The organism is Exiguobacterium marinum DSM 16307, from assembly GCF_000620845.1.
Classification (GTDB): Bacteria; Bacillota; Bacilli; order Exiguobacteriales; family Exiguobacteriaceae; genus Exiguobacterium; species Exiguobacterium marinum.
The window spans coordinates 1,704,963-1,720,307 of sequence record NZ_KK211189.1 but is presented as its reverse complement, the minus strand read 5'-3'; the positions used below and the strand labels follow the sequence as shown (position 1 = coordinate 1,720,307).

At 45.8% G+C, this 15,345-nt stretch carries 18 protein-coding genes, 1 tRNA gene and 1 riboswitch; of the genes, 9 read left to right on the top strand and 10 right to left on the bottom strand.

Annotated elements, in window-relative coordinates; all coding sequences use genetic code 11:
* Positions 1 to 52: 52 nt before the first annotated feature.
* Positions 53 to 1,459 carry an amidase family protein gene (locus P400_RS0109160; RefSeq protein ID WP_235181844.1) on the bottom strand — a complete coding sequence of 469 codons (1,407 nt, stop codon included), beginning with the start codon at positions 1,457 to 1,459 and terminating at the stop codon, positions 53 to 55.
* A gap of 112 nt (positions 1,460 to 1,571) precedes the next feature.
* Between P400_RS0109160 and P400_RS15730 the strand changes: the two genes are divergently transcribed.
* The 4 genes from P400_RS15730 to P400_RS0109140 all read left to right on the top strand — a co-directional run bounded on the left by P400_RS15730 (position 1,572) and on the right by P400_RS0109140 (position 3,484).
* Positions 1,572 to 1,733, top strand: coding sequence for a hypothetical protein (locus tag P400_RS15730; protein WP_026825905.1), 162 nt, complete (start codon positions 1,572 to 1,574; stop codon positions 1,731 to 1,733).
* Between the two features lie 44 nt (positions 1,734 to 1,777).
* A riboswitch (SAM riboswitch) is annotated at positions 1,778 to 1,877 on the top strand.
* A 67-nt stretch (positions 1,878 to 1,944) separates the two neighbouring features.
* Positions 1,945 to 2,469, top strand: a complete 525-nt coding sequence (gene msrA / locus P400_RS0109150) for a peptide-methionine (S)-S-oxide reductase MsrA (RefSeq protein WP_026825904.1) — start codon at positions 1,945 to 1,947, stop codon at positions 2,467 to 2,469.
* 101 nt (positions 2,470 to 2,570) lie between these two features.
* The gene (locus P400_RS0109145) at positions 2,571 to 3,095 is read left to right on the top strand and encodes a DM13 domain-containing protein (protein WP_026825903.1); all 525 of its coding nucleotides are present in this window, start codon (positions 2,571 to 2,573) and stop codon (positions 3,093 to 3,095) included.
* Positions 3,096 to 3,238: 143 nt separating this feature from the next.
* On the top strand, positions 3,239 to 3,484 hold the full coding sequence (locus tag P400_RS0109140) for a hypothetical protein (RefSeq protein ID WP_026825902.1): 246 nt from the start codon (positions 3,239 to 3,241) through the stop codon (positions 3,482 to 3,484).
* A 224-nt stretch (positions 3,485 to 3,708) separates the two neighbouring features.
* On the opposite strand, the gene P400_RS0109135 is transcribed toward P400_RS0109140, so the two are convergent.
* From P400_RS0109135 to P400_RS0109120, 4 genes are all read right to left on the bottom strand, one after another.
* Positions 3,709 to 5,265: an AMP-binding protein gene (locus tag P400_RS0109135; RefSeq protein WP_235181843.1), complete on the bottom strand. Its 1,557-nt coding sequence runs from the start codon at positions 5,263 to 5,265 to the stop codon at positions 3,709 to 3,711.
* Positions 5,246 to 6,031 carry an SDR family NAD(P)-dependent oxidoreductase gene (locus tag P400_RS0109130; protein ID WP_235181842.1) on the bottom strand — a complete coding sequence of 262 codons (786 nt, stop codon included), beginning with the start codon at positions 6,029 to 6,031 and terminating at the stop codon, positions 5,246 to 5,248. Before P400_RS0109130 ends, P400_RS0109135 begins: the two co-directional genes overlap by 20 nt.
* A gap of 197 nt (positions 6,032 to 6,228) precedes the next feature.
* Positions 6,229 to 6,651 (bottom strand): SRPBCC family protein, encoded by a 423-nt coding sequence (locus tag P400_RS0109125; RefSeq protein ID WP_026825899.1) that lies wholly within the window; start codon positions 6,649 to 6,651, stop codon positions 6,229 to 6,231.
* A 210-nt stretch (positions 6,652 to 6,861) separates the two neighbouring features.
* Entirely contained in the window at positions 6,862 to 7,725 is an 864-nt protein-coding gene (locus P400_RS0109120; RefSeq protein ID WP_026825898.1) for a GRP family sugar transporter, read from the bottom strand.
* 123 nt (positions 7,726 to 7,848) lie between these two features.
* Between P400_RS0109120 and P400_RS0109115 the strand changes: the two genes are divergently transcribed.
* From P400_RS0109115 to P400_RS0109110, 3 genes are all read left to right on the top strand, one after another.
* Positions 7,849 to 7,921 (top strand) — tRNA-Ala (locus P400_RS0109115).
* 111 nt (positions 7,922 to 8,032) lie between these two features.
* Positions 8,033 to 8,365, top strand: coding sequence for a four-helix bundle copper-binding protein (locus P400_RS15535; RefSeq protein WP_084483592.1), 333 nt, complete (start codon positions 8,033 to 8,035; stop codon positions 8,363 to 8,365).
* Between the two features lie 60 nt (positions 8,366 to 8,425).
* Entirely contained in the window at positions 8,426 to 8,992 is a 567-nt protein-coding gene (locus P400_RS0109110; protein WP_026825897.1) for a 3'-5' exonuclease, read from the top strand.
* Between the two features lie 23 nt (positions 8,993 to 9,015).
* Here P400_RS0109110 and P400_RS0109105 read toward each other — a convergent pair whose 3' ends face one another.
* From P400_RS0109105 to P400_RS0109085, 5 genes are all read right to left on the bottom strand, one after another.
* Positions 9,016 to 10,077, bottom strand: a complete 1,062-nt coding sequence (locus P400_RS0109105; RefSeq protein WP_051545972.1) for a bifunctional glycosyltransferase family 2/GtrA family protein — start codon at positions 10,075 to 10,077, stop codon at positions 9,016 to 9,018.
* A gap of 90 nt (positions 10,078 to 10,167) precedes the next feature.
* Positions 10,168 to 11,157 (bottom strand): sodium:calcium antiporter, encoded by a 990-nt coding sequence (locus tag P400_RS0109100; RefSeq protein WP_026825895.1) that lies wholly within the window; start codon positions 11,155 to 11,157, stop codon positions 10,168 to 10,170.
* A gap of 187 nt (positions 11,158 to 11,344) precedes the next feature.
* The gene (locus P400_RS0109095) at positions 11,345 to 12,193 is read right to left on the bottom strand and encodes an HD domain-containing protein (protein ID WP_026825894.1); all 849 of its coding nucleotides are present in this window, start codon (positions 12,191 to 12,193) and stop codon (positions 11,345 to 11,347) included.
* Between the two features lie 101 nt (positions 12,194 to 12,294).
* The gene (locus tag P400_RS0109090) at positions 12,295 to 12,999 is read right to left on the bottom strand and encodes an SDR family NAD(P)-dependent oxidoreductase (RefSeq protein WP_034771036.1); all 705 of its coding nucleotides are present in this window, start codon (positions 12,997 to 12,999) and stop codon (positions 12,295 to 12,297) included.
* Positions 13,000 to 13,038: 39 nt separating this feature from the next.
* Positions 13,039 to 13,584, bottom strand: a complete 546-nt coding sequence (locus P400_RS0109085) for a glycerol-3-phosphate responsive antiterminator (RefSeq protein ID WP_026825892.1) — start codon at positions 13,582 to 13,584, stop codon at positions 13,039 to 13,041.
* A 116-nt stretch (positions 13,585 to 13,700) separates the two neighbouring features.
* Here P400_RS0109085 and P400_RS0109080 point away from each other — a divergent pair, with 116 nt between their 5' ends.
* A complete protein-coding gene (locus tag P400_RS0109080) occupies positions 13,701 to 14,126 on the top strand; it encodes a GNAT family N-acetyltransferase (RefSeq protein ID WP_026825891.1) in 426 nt (141 codons plus the stop codon).
* Between the two features lie 25 nt (positions 14,127 to 14,151).
* Positions 14,152 to 15,318, top strand: coding sequence for a cation:proton antiporter (locus P400_RS0109075; RefSeq protein WP_026825890.1), 1,167 nt, complete (start codon positions 14,152 to 14,154; stop codon positions 15,316 to 15,318).
* Positions 15,319 to 15,345: the final 27 nt, after the last annotated feature.

Below are 15,345 nucleotides of genomic sequence, written 5' to 3'. Positions count from 1 at the left end.
TTCTCTAATCCGCATACGTACCATTGTAGCGGACGTGAGAGACGGGTGCAACTTACGAATAATCTGGAGGCGTCGGTCGTGTGATGAACTGTTCGAACGCATAAGCGACCCGAATCAAATCACGCTCCGCGTAGCTCGTCCCCGTGAACGAGAGGCCGAATGGGGCACCGCTCTCTTTCAGTTGATAAGGGATTGTAATCGTCGGATGCCCTGCTTTCGCACCCATGTCGTAGTTCATGTCATGTGGGAGGACGATTGCATCCAGTTTATGAGTTTGAAGCAATGCGTCAATCCCTTCTGTTTTTGCGAGACGGACGTCCGCGATGCGACGGTCGAGATAGCTCGCTTCGATCAGTTTTCCAGATCGGGCGTTCGCCTCTTCAAAGATGGTCTGGCCGTGCGGGATCGATTCAGGATGTTCCGCGTTCCACTCGATCAAATCGGAAAGCGTCTTAAATGGCACTGTCGTGTTCGCGAGATACGCCGCGACCCCGAGCTTGAATTCGTCGAACAGGATGTCCGCCTGCTCTAGCGCCGCATGCTTCGGCAGCGTGACCTCGACGAGTTCGATTTCGGCTTGTCGTAGCAACTGGATTGCCTGTTCATACAATCCGACTTCTTCGTCTGAAATATTTGGTTTGACGAACCCGACGCGCATCCCGACCGCCTGCCTCACGTCGAGACATGTCACGTAAGGGGGGCCGACCGGTGTCTCAAGAGTCGCCGGATCCGATTCATCCTCACCACACATCGATTGTAAGGCGATGACCGCATCACGAAGCGTACGCGCCATCGGTCCTGCCGTATCTTGAGAACGTGAGATCGGAATGATTCCGGAGCGGCTGATCAATCCGACGGTCGGCTTGATCCCGACGATGCTGTTATGAACACTCGGATGAACGATTGAACCGCTCGTCTCGGACCCTACCGCAAGAAGAGTGAGGTTCGCCGCGACCGCAGAAGCCGACCCTGAACTTGATCCCCCGACATTTAACACGTCCCCATATGGGTTCATCGTCTGTCCACCGACGGCACTCCATCCGTTCGGCATACCTTCCGTTAAAAAGTTCGCCCACTCGGATAGATTCGCTTTCCCAAGGATAATAGCCCCGTCAGCCCGTAACCGTTTGACGAGCTCGGCATCTCGACCGGTGAAATGATGTCGCATCGCGGCAGCACCCGCTGTCGTGCGCATCAGACCGTTCGTCTCGATGTTGTCTTTGATTAAGGCGGGAATACCGAGTAGCGGTTTGCGTACTCCTTTTCGGTACGCCCGGTCTGCCGCCTCTGCCTCGAACAGGGCGTCCGGATTGACTTGAATGACGGCGTGAAGCCGTTCATTATACGCTGCAATCCGTCCTAAATAATAGGCGGTCACGTCTCTCGCCGTGAATTGTCCTTCTTTATACCCACGATGTGCACGTTCAATCGTCAGTTCATGTAATTGGATTTGTTCCATCATACATTCCTCCTTTATCTCTCCCCTTTATTCGTGCTCTATGTCTGATTTCCTTTTCGTATCGCCAAGTCGATGTGTTCTTGTTACACTTAAGAAAAAACAGGAGGTTCCTATGACACGCTCCTATGTCTTTGTGTTGCTGGCTGTGTTCGGTCTATTTTTCTTACAGCTATACGGTGAAAATGTGCCTTATGGTACACTCATTTCCATCGCGTTGATTGGATTCATCATCGTCTTGACTGTTTTTCAGTTGAAACAAAAACCGAATCATTGACGAATGTATTTTGAGGGTGGTATGATGCTCTCACCAACTACATATCGATATCAAGAGTGAACGAGAGATCTGGCTCCGCGACTTCACAGCAACCTGCCTTAGGCAAGGTGCTACGACCAGCAAGGGAAACCTTGGACGATATGACGAAAGCGCTCATGTCATCCGACGTGAGCGCTTTTTTGTTGAATGACGATTTGGAGGGAACGACAGAATGGAAAAAGCAACATTCGCAGGCGGCTGTTTTTGGTGCATGGTGACACCATTTGAGGAATTACCAGGGATTGAAGGCATCGTATCCGGCTATATGGGTGGACAAGTCGACAATCCGACATATGAACAAGTAAAAACCGGGACGACTGGTCATTTAGAAGTCGTTCAAATCACATATGATCCAGCATTATTCTCGTATGAACGTCTCCTTGAACTGTATTGGATTCAGACAGACCCGACCGATGACGGTGGTCAATTCCAAGACCGGGGACCTCAGTATGCCCCAGCTATCTTCTATCACACGGAAGAACAACGAGTCGCTGCTGAGACGAGTCGCGATGTGTTGGCGGCAAGCGGGCGCTTCACGGCCCCGATCGTCACGAAAATCATTCCGGCGACGACGTTCTTCGCTGCAGAAGACTACCATCAGGACTATCATAAAAAAAATCCGAAGCATTATAAGGAGGACCGGGCCATCTCGGGACGCGACGAGTTCATCGAGGAGAAGTGGACTGAAACCGTATAACGGTCATCACACGCGAATTTTAGCATTCGCGTCTTTTTATAAGACCAATAATCGGGAAAAGTCTACTAATGGTTCATACATCCGAAAAGGAGGACTCATATATGAAAACAAGTACGAAACTCATCATCGGTGTGATCGGAGTAGCCGTGATCGCCATCGCCTGGTGGCTGATCTCCCCACTATTCTTAACCGAGACGGTCGATGAAGGATTGCCGCCGACAGCTGTCGAATCACCAGCTCCAGAGGAAGAGGAATCAGATCAAGAGACGTCCGAGACACCGGAAGCACAACCGAGTCCAACCGAAGTAGCGGGTGTGTTCATGGACGGGGAGAAAAATTATGAGACGACCGGGACGATCCGCTCGGTCGAGGCAGAAGACGGGACATATCTCCGATTTGAAGAGTTCGAGACGACGAACGGTCCAGACTTATTTGTCTATTTGACAAAACCAGGTCAAGAGACGACCGAAGGCGTCAGTCTAGGGGCTCTAAAAGGGAATATCGGGAATCAAAACTATTTGGTCCCTGCGGATGTGTATCTAGAGGAGTACAACACAGTTGTCATCTGGTGCCGTGCGTTCAGCGCGACGTTCGGGACGGGAGAACTGACTGGAACAAGTGAATGAATTGACTGCAGGGCGGCTGAATGAATCGGCCACCCTCTTTTCATTTGAAATCGGCTAAAAAATAAAGACCAATCATCCAACATCAATTGTGTATATGCTATCATATATGTAAATAAGTGTAATTTTATTGAGGAGGGACAATCATGGAGCAGACATTTTCACAACTATACAAACACTATTTTTGGAAACGTTTCTCTCTATTCTTCATTCCATTGATGGTGGTCGGCATATTATCCGAACCAATGATCATTCAAAATCCATTCGAAGAGCTCGAAGACTATGGAGCATTTGTGTTTTTCTTGGCAATTTATATCCTTGTACTCGGTGGATGGGCAGCTTTTATGACGTCGATGATTTGGCGGATCAAACAATTCAAATTGAAAAAGTAATCATATTATCTATCTGTGGTTACTACGTTTCGATTCATAACGATTTAACTATCCTTCTTTATTAACGATACAACATGTTTAATAAACGATAATGTAATGATTGTCAAAAGAATGATCATCACATCTACCTTGAGATTCAAAAAATATGGCATAAAACAATGGCTAAAAACGAAAAAACAAAAAGTAAACCATCCACTTTTATTATTTGATTCGCTCCTAAATATCTATTCATCTGCACGAGTGATCGTTTTAAGTCGTTTTCTGTCTAACTTTCCAACCTCTGTATAAGGCAACTCCTTCACAAACACGATTTCTCGTGGAAGCTGATATGTTGTCACTCGTTCGCGCAACCAACTCAATAATGCCTCTTCTGGCATTACTTCATCATACACCTGTATATATGCCTTCAAGATGTGACCGGCGTACACATCCTCTACCCCGATGACGGCAGCGTCCTCGACATTCGGATGGTCGCGCAAAACCGTCTCGACTTCCCCAGGATAAATATTGTTTCCTGCCGAGATAATCAAGTCATCTGTTCGTCCACACAAAAAATAGTAGCCGTTCTCATCTCGGTATCCGACATCACCCGTTTGAATCCAGCGGTTCTTCCTGTTTTGCATGGACCACTTATTTCGTATGCAAAATTCCCCGATGGCGCCTGGATCGACTTCCACCCCATCCTTCACTATCTGCAAGTCTCCTCCCGGAATCCTTCTTCCGAGCGTATTCGCATCATACTGTAAATCTTCTGGCGTGGCGATGAGATTTAAGCCCGCTTCCGATGTCCCATAGAGATTGTATAAGACGCTCCCTAACTCGTTATGGACTTCACGGACTAAAACGGGATGAAGCTTCGCACCACCGGACGCGATACATGCGAGGGAATGAAGTGATGTTGGATCGTGTCGTAACATTTTGTGGATCATGAGCGGGACGACCGTGACCACTTCTATCTTGTGTTGCCGAATGAGGTCACAGGCTCTCTGCACATCAAAGTTCTCCTGAATGACAACCTTTTTCCCTAGCGCTAGAAAAGATAAAAGAATGGCGAGGCCGTAGCCATGGTAAATCGGCGTGGCAATATAGGCAGTGTTGAATGACGGCAACTTCAATCGGTTCAATAAAGCCGTGAATGGAGCTAGAAAGTGAAAGAGGGATGGTTTGTGAATCACCTGTTTCGGACTACCCGTAGTGCCACCGGTCAACATCACGATTTTCCCGCTCGATGCGGCCGGAAGCTTTCCTTGATGAGGTCGTTTCGAATCCGATAAACGATTGATTGATATCTTTTCCTCATGATAGCTGACGAGGGTCGAATGTTCGTAAGACGAGTTTTCAATTAAGTCTTCGAACTCCTCATCGTAAATCAAAAGATTGAATGATTGTTCTTCTACGAGCCGGTTGAAGTGCAGTTGACTCATCGAACAATGGAGCATATAGATGTCTGCACCGAGTCGTGAGGCCGCAAACATCCCTTGTACGAAAGACGCGTGGTTTTTACAAAGAAACGCTACTTTATGTCCTTTTTTAACCCCATACTGCTCAGCCAAATGATAAGCAAGGTGTTCACATCTTGTCTTTAGCTCCTGATATGTCACTGTTTCTCGACTATCCACTAAAGCCGTATTTTGACTCCCTGCTTTTTCCGTCAATGTAAAAAGAAGCATCAAGTTGATTCCGTTTTGACGGATTGCGACGAACAGACGGCCTAGGTTCGATGGTGATAGAAAATGGAGCTGCGACAAGACTTTCAATAACTTAACCATTCTTACTGTCACGCTCCTTTCTCTTAAGTAATGTAGGGACCATCCAGTCTATCAGTCTTCTGAAAACAAGAGACGCTACTTGACCGAGGAACAACCACCACGGCTTATATACTGTTCGTTTCGTATACAGGGCATGTCCAATCAGTTCCGCCACATGTACCGGTGACATGGCAGGCGAATGCTGATAAGCCAGCGTCGGTTTAATCATCGGAGTTTTCACTAGCGGTAGATATAGAGTCGTCGTGGAAATATTTTTGATTGTGAGTTCCGGACCCACAGAGCGAAACCACGTATCGAACGCGGCTTTTGATGCCTGATAGGCCGCCCAGTGAGGAAAAGGATGAAGTAATACATTGATGGTCGACACATTGACAACCTGTCCGTTCTTCTTTTCGAGCACCGGAATGAGCGATAGGATCAATTGTACCGGAGCAAAATAATTGATTGCCATCGTCCGTGTGAAGTCATGGTACCGATCGAGCGACTCGGTGATGGGGCGATTGATGGAGATTCCTGCATTGCTGACGACAATATCCAATCCGTCCGGTAGTTGATGGAGATACGCCAGCAATCCTTTCCGTTCCTCTTCATTTCGAAGATCTGCCGGGAACACAGTCACCTTGGCTGACCCCTTTTCGATTTCAGACTTTATGACGTTCATGTCTGCTTCTCTCCGCGCTACGAGAATTAGATGCGCGGTAGTATCCGCTAGTAAATAAGCGAACGCCTGCCCGATTCCTGAGCTCGCTCCAGTAATCAATATCGTTTTCCGATCCAACTCTAATTTCATTTTCTGATGATTGAAGGAAGGAAATCGAAATAGAAATCTCTCTAGTAACGTGTAGTCATACATATAGCCAGCACCTTTAACTCATTTTCGTCTCGCACTAAGACAATCATTTAGCCTAACATGACAAACAGCAGCGTCCACTTTAATTGAAAAGCGACCTGCTGTTCAAAGCCTCCGTTTATCTTTTATACACTCTTCCCATTCGCATATCGAGTGAAATTGTCGAGAATCGCCTGCCAGCCTTGTCGTTGCATTTCAACCGGATTCATCGATTCCGCATCAAACACCTCGACCATCTTCGTCTGATCCCCTTCTGAAGCAAATGAAATTCTGACTCTCCGTTCATCCTCAAGGCGATACTGAATGAGCTCATTTACTTCAACTTCTTCATATACTCCTTCAAAATCAAAGCCCATGCTCTGATCTTTTGCTTCCATCCGACTACGAAACTTCCCGCCGACCCGTAAGTCGTTCTCCGCTTCGATCGTATGCCAATCGTCAGACGCATGATTCCACTGTTTGATATGGTCAGGGTCTGTCCAGAGTTTCCATACTGTGTCGATTGGTGCATCGACGAGAGCTGATATCGTCACTACAATTGATTCCATGATTCGTTTCCCCTTTATTCTACAAATTTCTGATCAATCACGAATGCGTTGCACGTCCAATATAACGAACGCAACATGGGATTACTTCCCTATCGATTACATCTTCTCCTGCTCTCCTTTCAACGATTAAAATTTACTCAAAACAAAAACCCTGAATGGCACTCTAGCACGAGTGCGCATTCAAGGTTCTTTTCAGTCCATAATTGAAAATTAACTCTTGGCAATCCCAAGCATAAATCCGGCAACGACAATCAAACCAATTCCCATAAAGACAAAGACACGTTCTTTTGTCGTCTTCTCTTCTTTCAAGAGGTAGATACCACCGAGTGTCGCCACAACGACGTTCAATTGGGACAAGGCGAACGAGGTCGCAATCCCGACTTCTCCGCTCGAGACGAAAAGTCCAAAGTTCCCGATCCCCCAGGCAAGCCCCGCCAAGATGTTTTTGAACATACGCGGATCTAGTTTCTTGACGTCTTTCTCACGAAGACTAAAGAGAAGGGCTGCGATGAACATCCCGACCGACTGCGGGAGGATTGCGGTGATCCCTTCTACTTCAAAGTAGTTCGTCAAGACGGCATACGTGACGTAACCGATACTCGAAACGAATAGGACGAGTAGTCCCTTTTTCAAGGCGCCGGCACTATCTTTGTCTTTTTTCTGTTGATACGAAGTCATCGTCGCCCCGATGATGATCAAGACGAGCGCCGAGAACCCTAACCATAGCTCCGTCGTCGTCTGCCAGTCTCCGAGAACGATGACTCCAAAGAGAGACGTCCCGACGAGCTGCATGCCCGTACTGATCGGCATCGCCTTCGAGACACTTAAGATTTGGAATGATTGAAACTGTAAGTATTGACCGAGCGCCCAAAACGCCCCTGAGATAAATCCGGTCACGATGGCGAGTGTCGTGAACTCCGGTCGGAAGACGAGGGCAATCATTGCCGCCATGATCATCGCCCCGATGGTCGTTCCGATCAATTGCTGAATCGGTTTGCCTCCCACCTTCGACACGATGAGCGGAATACTTCCCCACATGAGTGCCGGTAAGAGTGCCAAAAGAATCATTTCCATAGAGCACACCTGCTTTCTTAATATAACGTCTAACATGAAATTCCCAGGCTTTTAATTTTATAAACCTAAAATGAAAAAGAGAATTGCCATAGCGAATACTAGGATGATATAATGATTTCAAACGGGGCATTAGCTCAGCTGGGAGAGCGCTACGCTGGCAGCGTAGAGGTCAGGGGTTCGAGCCCCCTATGCTCCATTAATTTGTCACATCTCGGATGAGGTGTGACTTTTTTATTGACCTGGTGCGATTCAACCACTTAGTGAACGGGTAATGGTAGATAGACTTTTCATACAAGGGGGACTTCCGATGGAACGCACATCTGTAGAAGAAACATTGACGAGCGTGATTGAATGCTTACGGGCTTGCAACCACTGTTTCTCAAAAAGTTTACAAGAAGAGGATTTACACATGTTCACCGAATGCATCCGACTAACTAGGGAATGTTCTGACATTTGTACGCTAGCTTTAAACGCCTTAGAATCAGACTCCGCATTTTCTAAACCAATTCTCTCTCTATGTGCCCAAATATGCGACACATGTGCCGTCGAATGTGGCCGCCATCTGCATGACCATTGTCAGGCTTGTGCGAAAGCGTGTGAGCGTTGTTCGGAAGCTTGCCGTACACTCGTCGCTGCCTAAACACGACATTCGTCTAACTTTCTGTTAGACTTTTTTTATTGCTTAGAAAGAAGGTGGACCATGCAATATTCAATTTTCGCTCTTGATGTCGAAACCGCGAACCGCGACAGTCGCAGCATCTGTTCTGTCGGATGGAGCATTCTTGAGAATGGAGAAGTCGTCGAAACCGATCAACGACTCGTCAACCCGGAAGAAGAATTCGATATGCGCAACGTCCGCGTTCATGGTATTCGTCCGAGTGACGTTTGGGATGCGCCGGCATTACCAGAAGTACTTTCCTCTCTTTACCCGATTTTACGGGAAGTGGACCTCGTCATCGCACATAACGCCTCATTTGATATGGGTGCCTTGAGAAAGGCGATTGTGAAATATGATTTATTCGATTTCCCTACAATCGAGTACGGCTGCACCGTCAAACTGTCACGCAAACTATATCCCGGGTTACCAAACCATAAGTTGAACACGATGGCCGAGTATTTGAATGTACCATTTCTTCACCATGATGCCGCGGAAGATGCTCGCGTATGCGCCCTACTCATGCGTGATATGATGCACAAGACAAGTATTACGAATCCGAAAGAGTTACATCGCTATACGTCCGTCAAAACGGGAACGCTCGCATATTAAACCGGTCATGAAATCATGACCGGTTATTTTTTAAAAATCCATCGTTTTTGAACATAATAACTGATGAAAAAGAGAAAGCTATCCACGATAATTTTCAAGACGACTTCTCCTTGTCTAAATAGGAGAAACAGAAGATAAACCAATAGTGCCGAGATCGCCATTTGGAGAACGACGAGTCCAAAATACTTGGAAAGTGATCGACGTGCCTTCGAATGGAAGACTACTTTTCGATTGACAAAATAATTGAATAGAGAGGAAATGACTCGTGCGAGTACCGTTGCAACGATGACATGGGCTGTATCGAAGTACGGGGATAATAAATAGATGAAGACTGCATATACTCCAACATCGACAAGGAACGAAGCGACTGACGATATCGAATACATCAAGAACATCCGGTAAATCAAAATCGAGTCGAGTACCGGTCTGAAATGAGATGAATCATTTTCGTTCTCGTAAACCGTCTGAATGGTCGTTTGTTGAATGGGCACCTGTAGCCGTTTTGTGAACGTGAGCATATTCATCTCAAACTCGTATCGACTTCCCGGAATGTCCAATAATTGTCTCGCGTATCGCATCGGGATGGCGCGTAACCCGGTCTGTGTATCTTTCAGTTTTAATCCGCTCCCAATCAACATAACGAGCCGTGTCGCCTGATTCCCAAATCGACTTCGAAACGGAATCTCCTCCCCACTAAAATCACGACATCCCATGATGAGATGGTGTGGCTTATTCACACCTTCCTCATATACGTTGACAACATCTTCAGGCAGGTGCTGTCCATCGGCATCGACTGTGATGACCCCTAAATGATCAGGATACTTATTTACAATATATTGTAATCCTGTCTTCAAAGCAGCCCCTTTCCCTTGATTCTGATCATGGGTCAATACTTGATCAACTAAAGGTGTCACTGCATCAAAGGTCGATTGTGCTGAAGCACCGCTACCGTCATCGACGACGATAATCGATAAAAATCCATTTGCTCTCAACTTCTCAACGAGTGTGACGAGTGCACCATCAGGGTTATAGGCAGGAATTAAAATCGTATACGCTTGACGTGCTTCTACTTTATGCATTTGCATCGCCACCCCTCCTCTCCCTTCCCTTATACCCGAAGGAACGGATTCGCATGCCAACAGAAAAAGCATCAGCACGAGGCTGATGCTACAAAATCATCCGATGAAAATCAAATAGGAAGAAACAAAATAAACGACTAAGACGAGTAGTGAAGGTATCGCATACCGAACTTTCGACGTGACATTTTGACGGAGCACACTATACATAACAAGGATGGACAGAATCGTGATTCCGACCGCAGAGACGAGATGAGACGTCGAGACATCTGCCAAAATCGAACCGTTGCGATAGAATACATCTGACATAGCGATGATGAGCATGTTAAAAATATTGCTACCGAGAATCGAACCGAACGCTAAGTTTACGTTTCGAAGTTTAAGTGCCATGAAGACAGCGACTGCTTCTGGTAACGATGTTGATGCGGCGATTAAAAAGCTTCCGACAAAACTTGAACCGAGTCCCGTGACGACGGCAATCTGATCTCCTGTAATCGATAGGGCTGTACCTGCTGCCATAATCATGATAGCAGCAATCAGAAAACCAACGACTGCCCGTTTTAACGTGATGTCTTCATATTTACTGACGACAACTTCTTCCTCCACTTCTTGTTCAGCGACCGGATCTTTCGGCTGCTTACCGATATAGTAAATTCCAATCGCATAGAGAATGGCAATCAAGAGCGCGTCGATTCCGATTCCCATGAACGTCATATCAACACGGACGATCAAAGCAACCAATGTCGTGAAGGTCAATAATAAGCCGAGCCCCGCCGTATATAAATGGTCCCGGCTCGCATAGTTAAACAGTTGTTTTTGACGGAAATATAAGTCGAACATCGCCAAGATGAAAATATTGAATAAGTTGGACCCGAGCATATTCCCAATCGCGATATCGGGGTTATTAATCATGACGGCCGAAATACTCGTCGTCACTTCAGGTAACGACGTCGCCCCTGCCAATAGGACGGTTCCGATGAGCATCCCACCCATTTTCGACTTCTCTGTCATGACATCGGCGTAAGTGGATAATTTAATCGCGGCAAAGACCGTAATAGCCGCAGCTAATAAAAAATAAACAAATACCATTTTTTCTCCTCCTTGGATAAACAAAAAAGACCTTTTTATGGACGACAAAAACGCCCATAAAAAGGTCTTGCGTACTTGTAAAAGCTCGATGGACCGAGTGCAGACGCACTGTAATGACGACCCATCGACCACATATGTGGTCGCTACTCCCCTTTTTATCTTCCATTTGACTATAGCATGAACAAATCTAGTTGACAATCGAGTGACGCATGAGAATGACTAAATCCTTCACATCAAGTGCAGTGCGATAACTGAGTTCCTTCAAGCCAGCAAGCGTTGATGGTGACGAAAGTTCCGGCCAACCGGATTGGTACAGTTGCTGTCTGAAACGTGCAACTTCTTCTTCACCACATGTCTCACGTCCAACGATTTCTCTTAATTCATACGCGGTCTGGCAAAGCGGTGCCGCTTCCTGGATCCAGATGTCCTCATCGAAATTAATGACAATCGATTCGAGTAATTGTCTTACTTTTCGATCCTTCGCATTCTTCTCACCATAAAATAACAAATGAAGTTCTTGTTCATATAAACCAATCAAATCCGTCGAGCTCCGAAATGGTTCAAGCGCTAACAACAACTCATGATAATACCAAGATTGGTCTCTCATCGGACGTTCGAAGCGTTGCCACACCTTCATCCCTTCCATTTCTAAATCATAGCGAATGGAACGGAGATTATGTAGCTTGTCCGCCACGAACAGAGCAACTTCATCGAATTGAAGCGTTGACAGGCGTTGAAGGGTCATTTGCTTTCGTTGTTCCCAGGTCAAGTCTCGAATTCCCTCTGAGACCGCAAGAACGAGGCGAAGTACATCAGGACCAAACTTTGATAAAATTTCGTGCGGTTCCGTATTGGTCTTCTCTATCACATCATGGAGTAGACCTGCTACAACGACAGCCGGTGGTTGTTGATCTGTTTCGAGTAGCAAAGCAACCGAAAAGGGATGAGACAAATATGGAATGGATGAACCATTACAATCCTGTCCTCCGTGACGTATAGACGAAAAGCGAATGGCCTCTTCTATGAGCGGGTTCATATCATGTACCCCCTTCTTTCGGATAAAAGCTCCAATATCTATTACCCGAAATTAGGCATAATTAACCTAAAAAACAAAGTGGTATTAGGTGAAAAGTCTCATCACTCTTCATATATCATCTTCTTCGTCATACCACCATCAACAATGAGGTTTTGTCCATTCACAAAATCATTTTGTCGGTCAATCAAATAGCGCACCGCACGGACGATATCTTCCGGTTCACCGACACGACCTGATGGATGTTGTTCATGATCGATCTCACGTAACGACTCATCAGACGTGTGAATCCACCCCGGGCTGATCGCATTTACTGTAATCGGTCGGTCGCTCAATGAGATGGCTAGCGAGTACGTTAGACTGACGATTCCACCTTTTGAAGCCCCATATGCATCCCAGTGAGGTTCGTTTTGCGATGCTCTTGTTGAAGCCATATTGACGATTCTTCCGTACGACTCATCTTTATTCAGTTCTAAAAAGTATTTTGAACAACTAAATGTCCCGACTAAATTGACATCGATGACTCGTTTAAACGTGTCAACCTCGAGTTCATCAATCGGCTTGATCAGTGAAGCGATGCCTCCATTATTAATCAAGACATGGGCTCGACCAAATTGGTTATAAATCTCTTCGAAGACACGCTTGAGTTCAGACTTGTCACCGAGGTCAACCTGATAAAAATGTATACCTTCAACGTTTGGGTCTTCTCCAATGTCTAGCCCAATCACTTCATACTGATTTACGAAAGTTTGAGCAATCGCATAACCAATACCTTGACTAACACCTGTTACAATCATCACGTCTTTCATCATTCATCCCTCCTAAAGGACTGTATACCCAAATCCTGATTAGTCGGACCATAGTTTTCGATTTGAGGTCGTAACAACACTCGCTCCCGCATCAAGAGCTGCTTGAACTTCTTCCGCTGTCTCGATTAGGCCGCCTGCGAATACCGGAATGCCTGTCCTTTCATGAACACGCTGTATATATTTCGGCACAATTCCAGGTAATACTTCGATATAGTCCGGTTTTGAACGTTCAATATGACGAATACTCTTTTCAAGTGAGAGTGAATCAATTAAAAACAAGCGTTGTACGGTCACGACACCTTTTTGCTTCGCCTTCACGATTACGTTTCCTTTCGTCGAGATAATGCCAAACGGTTTATATGTTTGACATATATATTCAGTCGCGAATTCATCCGCTTTCATTCCTTGTATCAGATCCATATGAATGAATACCTTTTTGTGATGGCTCCCCAGTAATTTAAAGATGGATTCCAATCGACTCATATGAATTTCCAATAACACGCCTAATTCGAGATCACTTGATAAAAAGCGTTCTAAATCACGCATGTCCCGTATCGCCGGCAAGAGTGATTGACCGTTTAACATCTGCTATTCCCCCTATCTCCTCTCTCATTATGCAGACAGCCGTTTTTAGAAATCAAGGTTTACTCATTCAATATATCGGGAAAGTAAAATTAACTTGTGTTGAGGGGGATTTTAGTATGGTCAATGAAGTCACAGTAAAGGTCGAAACGCCAACACCGGAACAGCATCAAGCGTTGCGCGTCAAGGCAGGAATGCCTCGTCGGTCTGATGAAAGTACGGTCAAAGGACTTAAGAATACGCTTTTTGGGATCTGTTTATACTTAGATGATGAGATTGTGGGGATGGGGCGTGTCGTAGGTGACGGCGGAATGGTCTTTCATTTAGTTGATATTGTCGTAGACCCTGAGTGCCAAGGACTCGGTCTCGGAAAGTTGATTATGGAGCATATGATGGATTGGATTTTAACTGAAGCAGACGAAACAGCCATCATCAGTCTGATTGCGGATATCCCTGCAGATGGATTATATCGACAGTTCGGCTTTGATTACTCAAGACCTGAATCCGTAGGGATGGAGTATCAGTGGAATCAAGCAAACAGTTGAACCCCATCGTTAAAGGAGATGACTTATGGATGGATTAAACATCATCGTGTTGCTCGGATTGTCGCTCACTCTGATTTCCGTATTCAGCCTTCTGATTGAACGCCTATACTTCCCTAGCATTTTGGCGTTTATCGCCATCGGGGTAGGCGTTGGATTTTTCTGGGATGGAAACGAGGTATTCAAAGTCGCGGGTGAAATCGGAATCGTCCTCTTGTTTTTCTTGCTTGGTCTTAAGTTTCCCCTACGTCAGCTATGGAAACGGATGCGTAAAGTATGGAAAGCAGGAGTCCTTGACATCATCCTCTCGTTCGGTGTCTCATTTGGGATTGCCTTACTGTTTGGTTTGGATTTCCCTCGTGCTTTTTTAATCGGCGCCGTATTGTATGCGACAAGTTCTTCCATCTCGGCGAAGCTACTTGAGCGCCATTCCGAAAAACATGAAGATATTAAAGACTTTGTTCTCGCTTTACTCATATTCGAGGATATTTTTGCACCGCTATTACTAACGATTGCACCTTTCATTATTCAAGAGGAACCGGTGGCCCTGAGTGACATCGGAAGAGTATTCACAGGATTTCTCATATTCGGGGTACTGCTGTTCATTGGATCGAACTTCGTATCTAGACAGCAAAAGTTTTCTAAGCATTTACTTAGGCAGGATGATGCTAGTATCGGTTTAATCGGACTTATTCTCTTTTTCGCCGGAATCGGGATGATGTTTGGCTTGTCCGAAATTTTAGGTGCGTTCATTGCTGGAATCATGTTAGCGGACATCCACGACGTCAGACCGCTCAAGCGATTGACTGTACCGGTTCGCGACTTATTTTTACCCATCTTCTTTATCTCATTTGGCATCTCAATCAATCTAGAGGAAGGTGTCATCGTAAACGCCCTATTCTTCGTCCTGATTGTGTGGGGCGTCTTATCGAAGTGGATTGTTGGTCGTGTCGGTGGAAGAATATACGGTCTGACACGAATCCAGGCCAACGAGGCCGGATTTTCGCTCGCTCCACGTGGCGAATTCTCTATATTATTTACCGCGCTTTCGAACGGAGCCATCAACTTGTTTGTCGGTCTCTATATTTTTGTATCCGCTATTATCGGGATCATCTTATTCCGTTTCTCAGAATATTTGGCAGAAAAGACGGAACGGACACTCACGAAAGTATTGCCGGACAAGAAAAAAGAATAAGAGTGAACAGGCGAACCGTGACTCGGT

What these genes read in the sequence shown, in the direction of transcription:
- P400_RS0109160 (WP_235181844.1), bottom strand. Translation starts at nt 1,459, where the DNA reads ATGGAACAAATCCAATTACATGAACTGACGATTGAACGTGCACATCGT.
- P400_RS15730 (WP_026825905.1), top strand. Translation starts at nt 1,572, where the DNA reads ATGACACGCTCCTATGTCTTTGTGTTGCTGGCTGTGTTCGGTCTATTT.
- msrA (WP_026825904.1), top strand. Translation starts at nt 1,945, where the DNA reads ATGGAAAAAGCAACATTCGCAGGCGGCTGTTTTTGGTGCATGGTGACA.
- P400_RS0109145 (WP_026825903.1), top strand. Translation starts at nt 2,571, where the DNA reads ATGAAAACAAGTACGAAACTCATCATCGGTGTGATCGGAGTAGCCGTG.
- P400_RS0109140 (WP_026825902.1), top strand. Translation starts at nt 3,239, where the DNA reads ATGGAGCAGACATTTTCACAACTATACAAACACTATTTTTGGAAACGT.
- P400_RS0109125 (WP_026825899.1), bottom strand. Translation starts at nt 6,651, where the DNA reads ATGGAATCAATTGTAGTGACGATATCAGCTCTCGTCGATGCACCAATC.
- P400_RS0109120 (WP_026825898.1), bottom strand. Translation starts at nt 7,725, where the DNA reads ATGGAAATGATTCTTTTGGCACTCTTACCGGCACTCATGTGGGGAAGT.
- P400_RS15535 (WP_084483592.1), top strand. Translation starts at nt 8,033, where the DNA reads ATGGAACGCACATCTGTAGAAGAAACATTGACGAGCGTGATTGAATGC.
- P400_RS0109110 (WP_026825897.1), top strand. Translation starts at nt 8,426, where the DNA reads ATGCAATATTCAATTTTCGCTCTTGATGTCGAAACCGCGAACCGCGAC.
- P400_RS0109105 (WP_051545972.1), bottom strand. Translation starts at nt 10,077, where the DNA reads ATGCAAATGCATAAAGTAGAAGCACGTCAAGCGTATACGATTTTAATT.
- P400_RS0109100 (WP_026825895.1), bottom strand. Translation starts at nt 11,157, where the DNA reads ATGGTATTTGTTTATTTTTTATTAGCTGCGGCTATTACGGTCTTTGCC.
- P400_RS0109095 (WP_026825894.1), bottom strand. Translation starts at nt 12,193, where the DNA reads ATGAACCCGCTCATAGAAGAGGCCATTCGCTTTTCGTCTATACGTCAC.
- P400_RS0109090 (WP_034771036.1), bottom strand. Translation starts at nt 12,999, where the DNA reads ATGAAAGACGTGATGATTGTAACAGGTGTTAGTCAAGGTATTGGTTAT.
- P400_RS0109085 (WP_026825892.1), bottom strand. Translation starts at nt 13,584, where the DNA reads ATGTTAAACGGTCAATCACTCTTGCCGGCGATACGGGACATGCGTGAT.
- P400_RS0109080 (WP_026825891.1), top strand. Translation starts at nt 13,701, where the DNA reads ATGGTCAATGAAGTCACAGTAAAGGTCGAAACGCCAACACCGGAACAG.
- P400_RS0109075 (WP_026825890.1), top strand. Translation starts at nt 14,152, where the DNA reads ATGGATGGATTAAACATCATCGTGTTGCTCGGATTGTCGCTCACTCTG.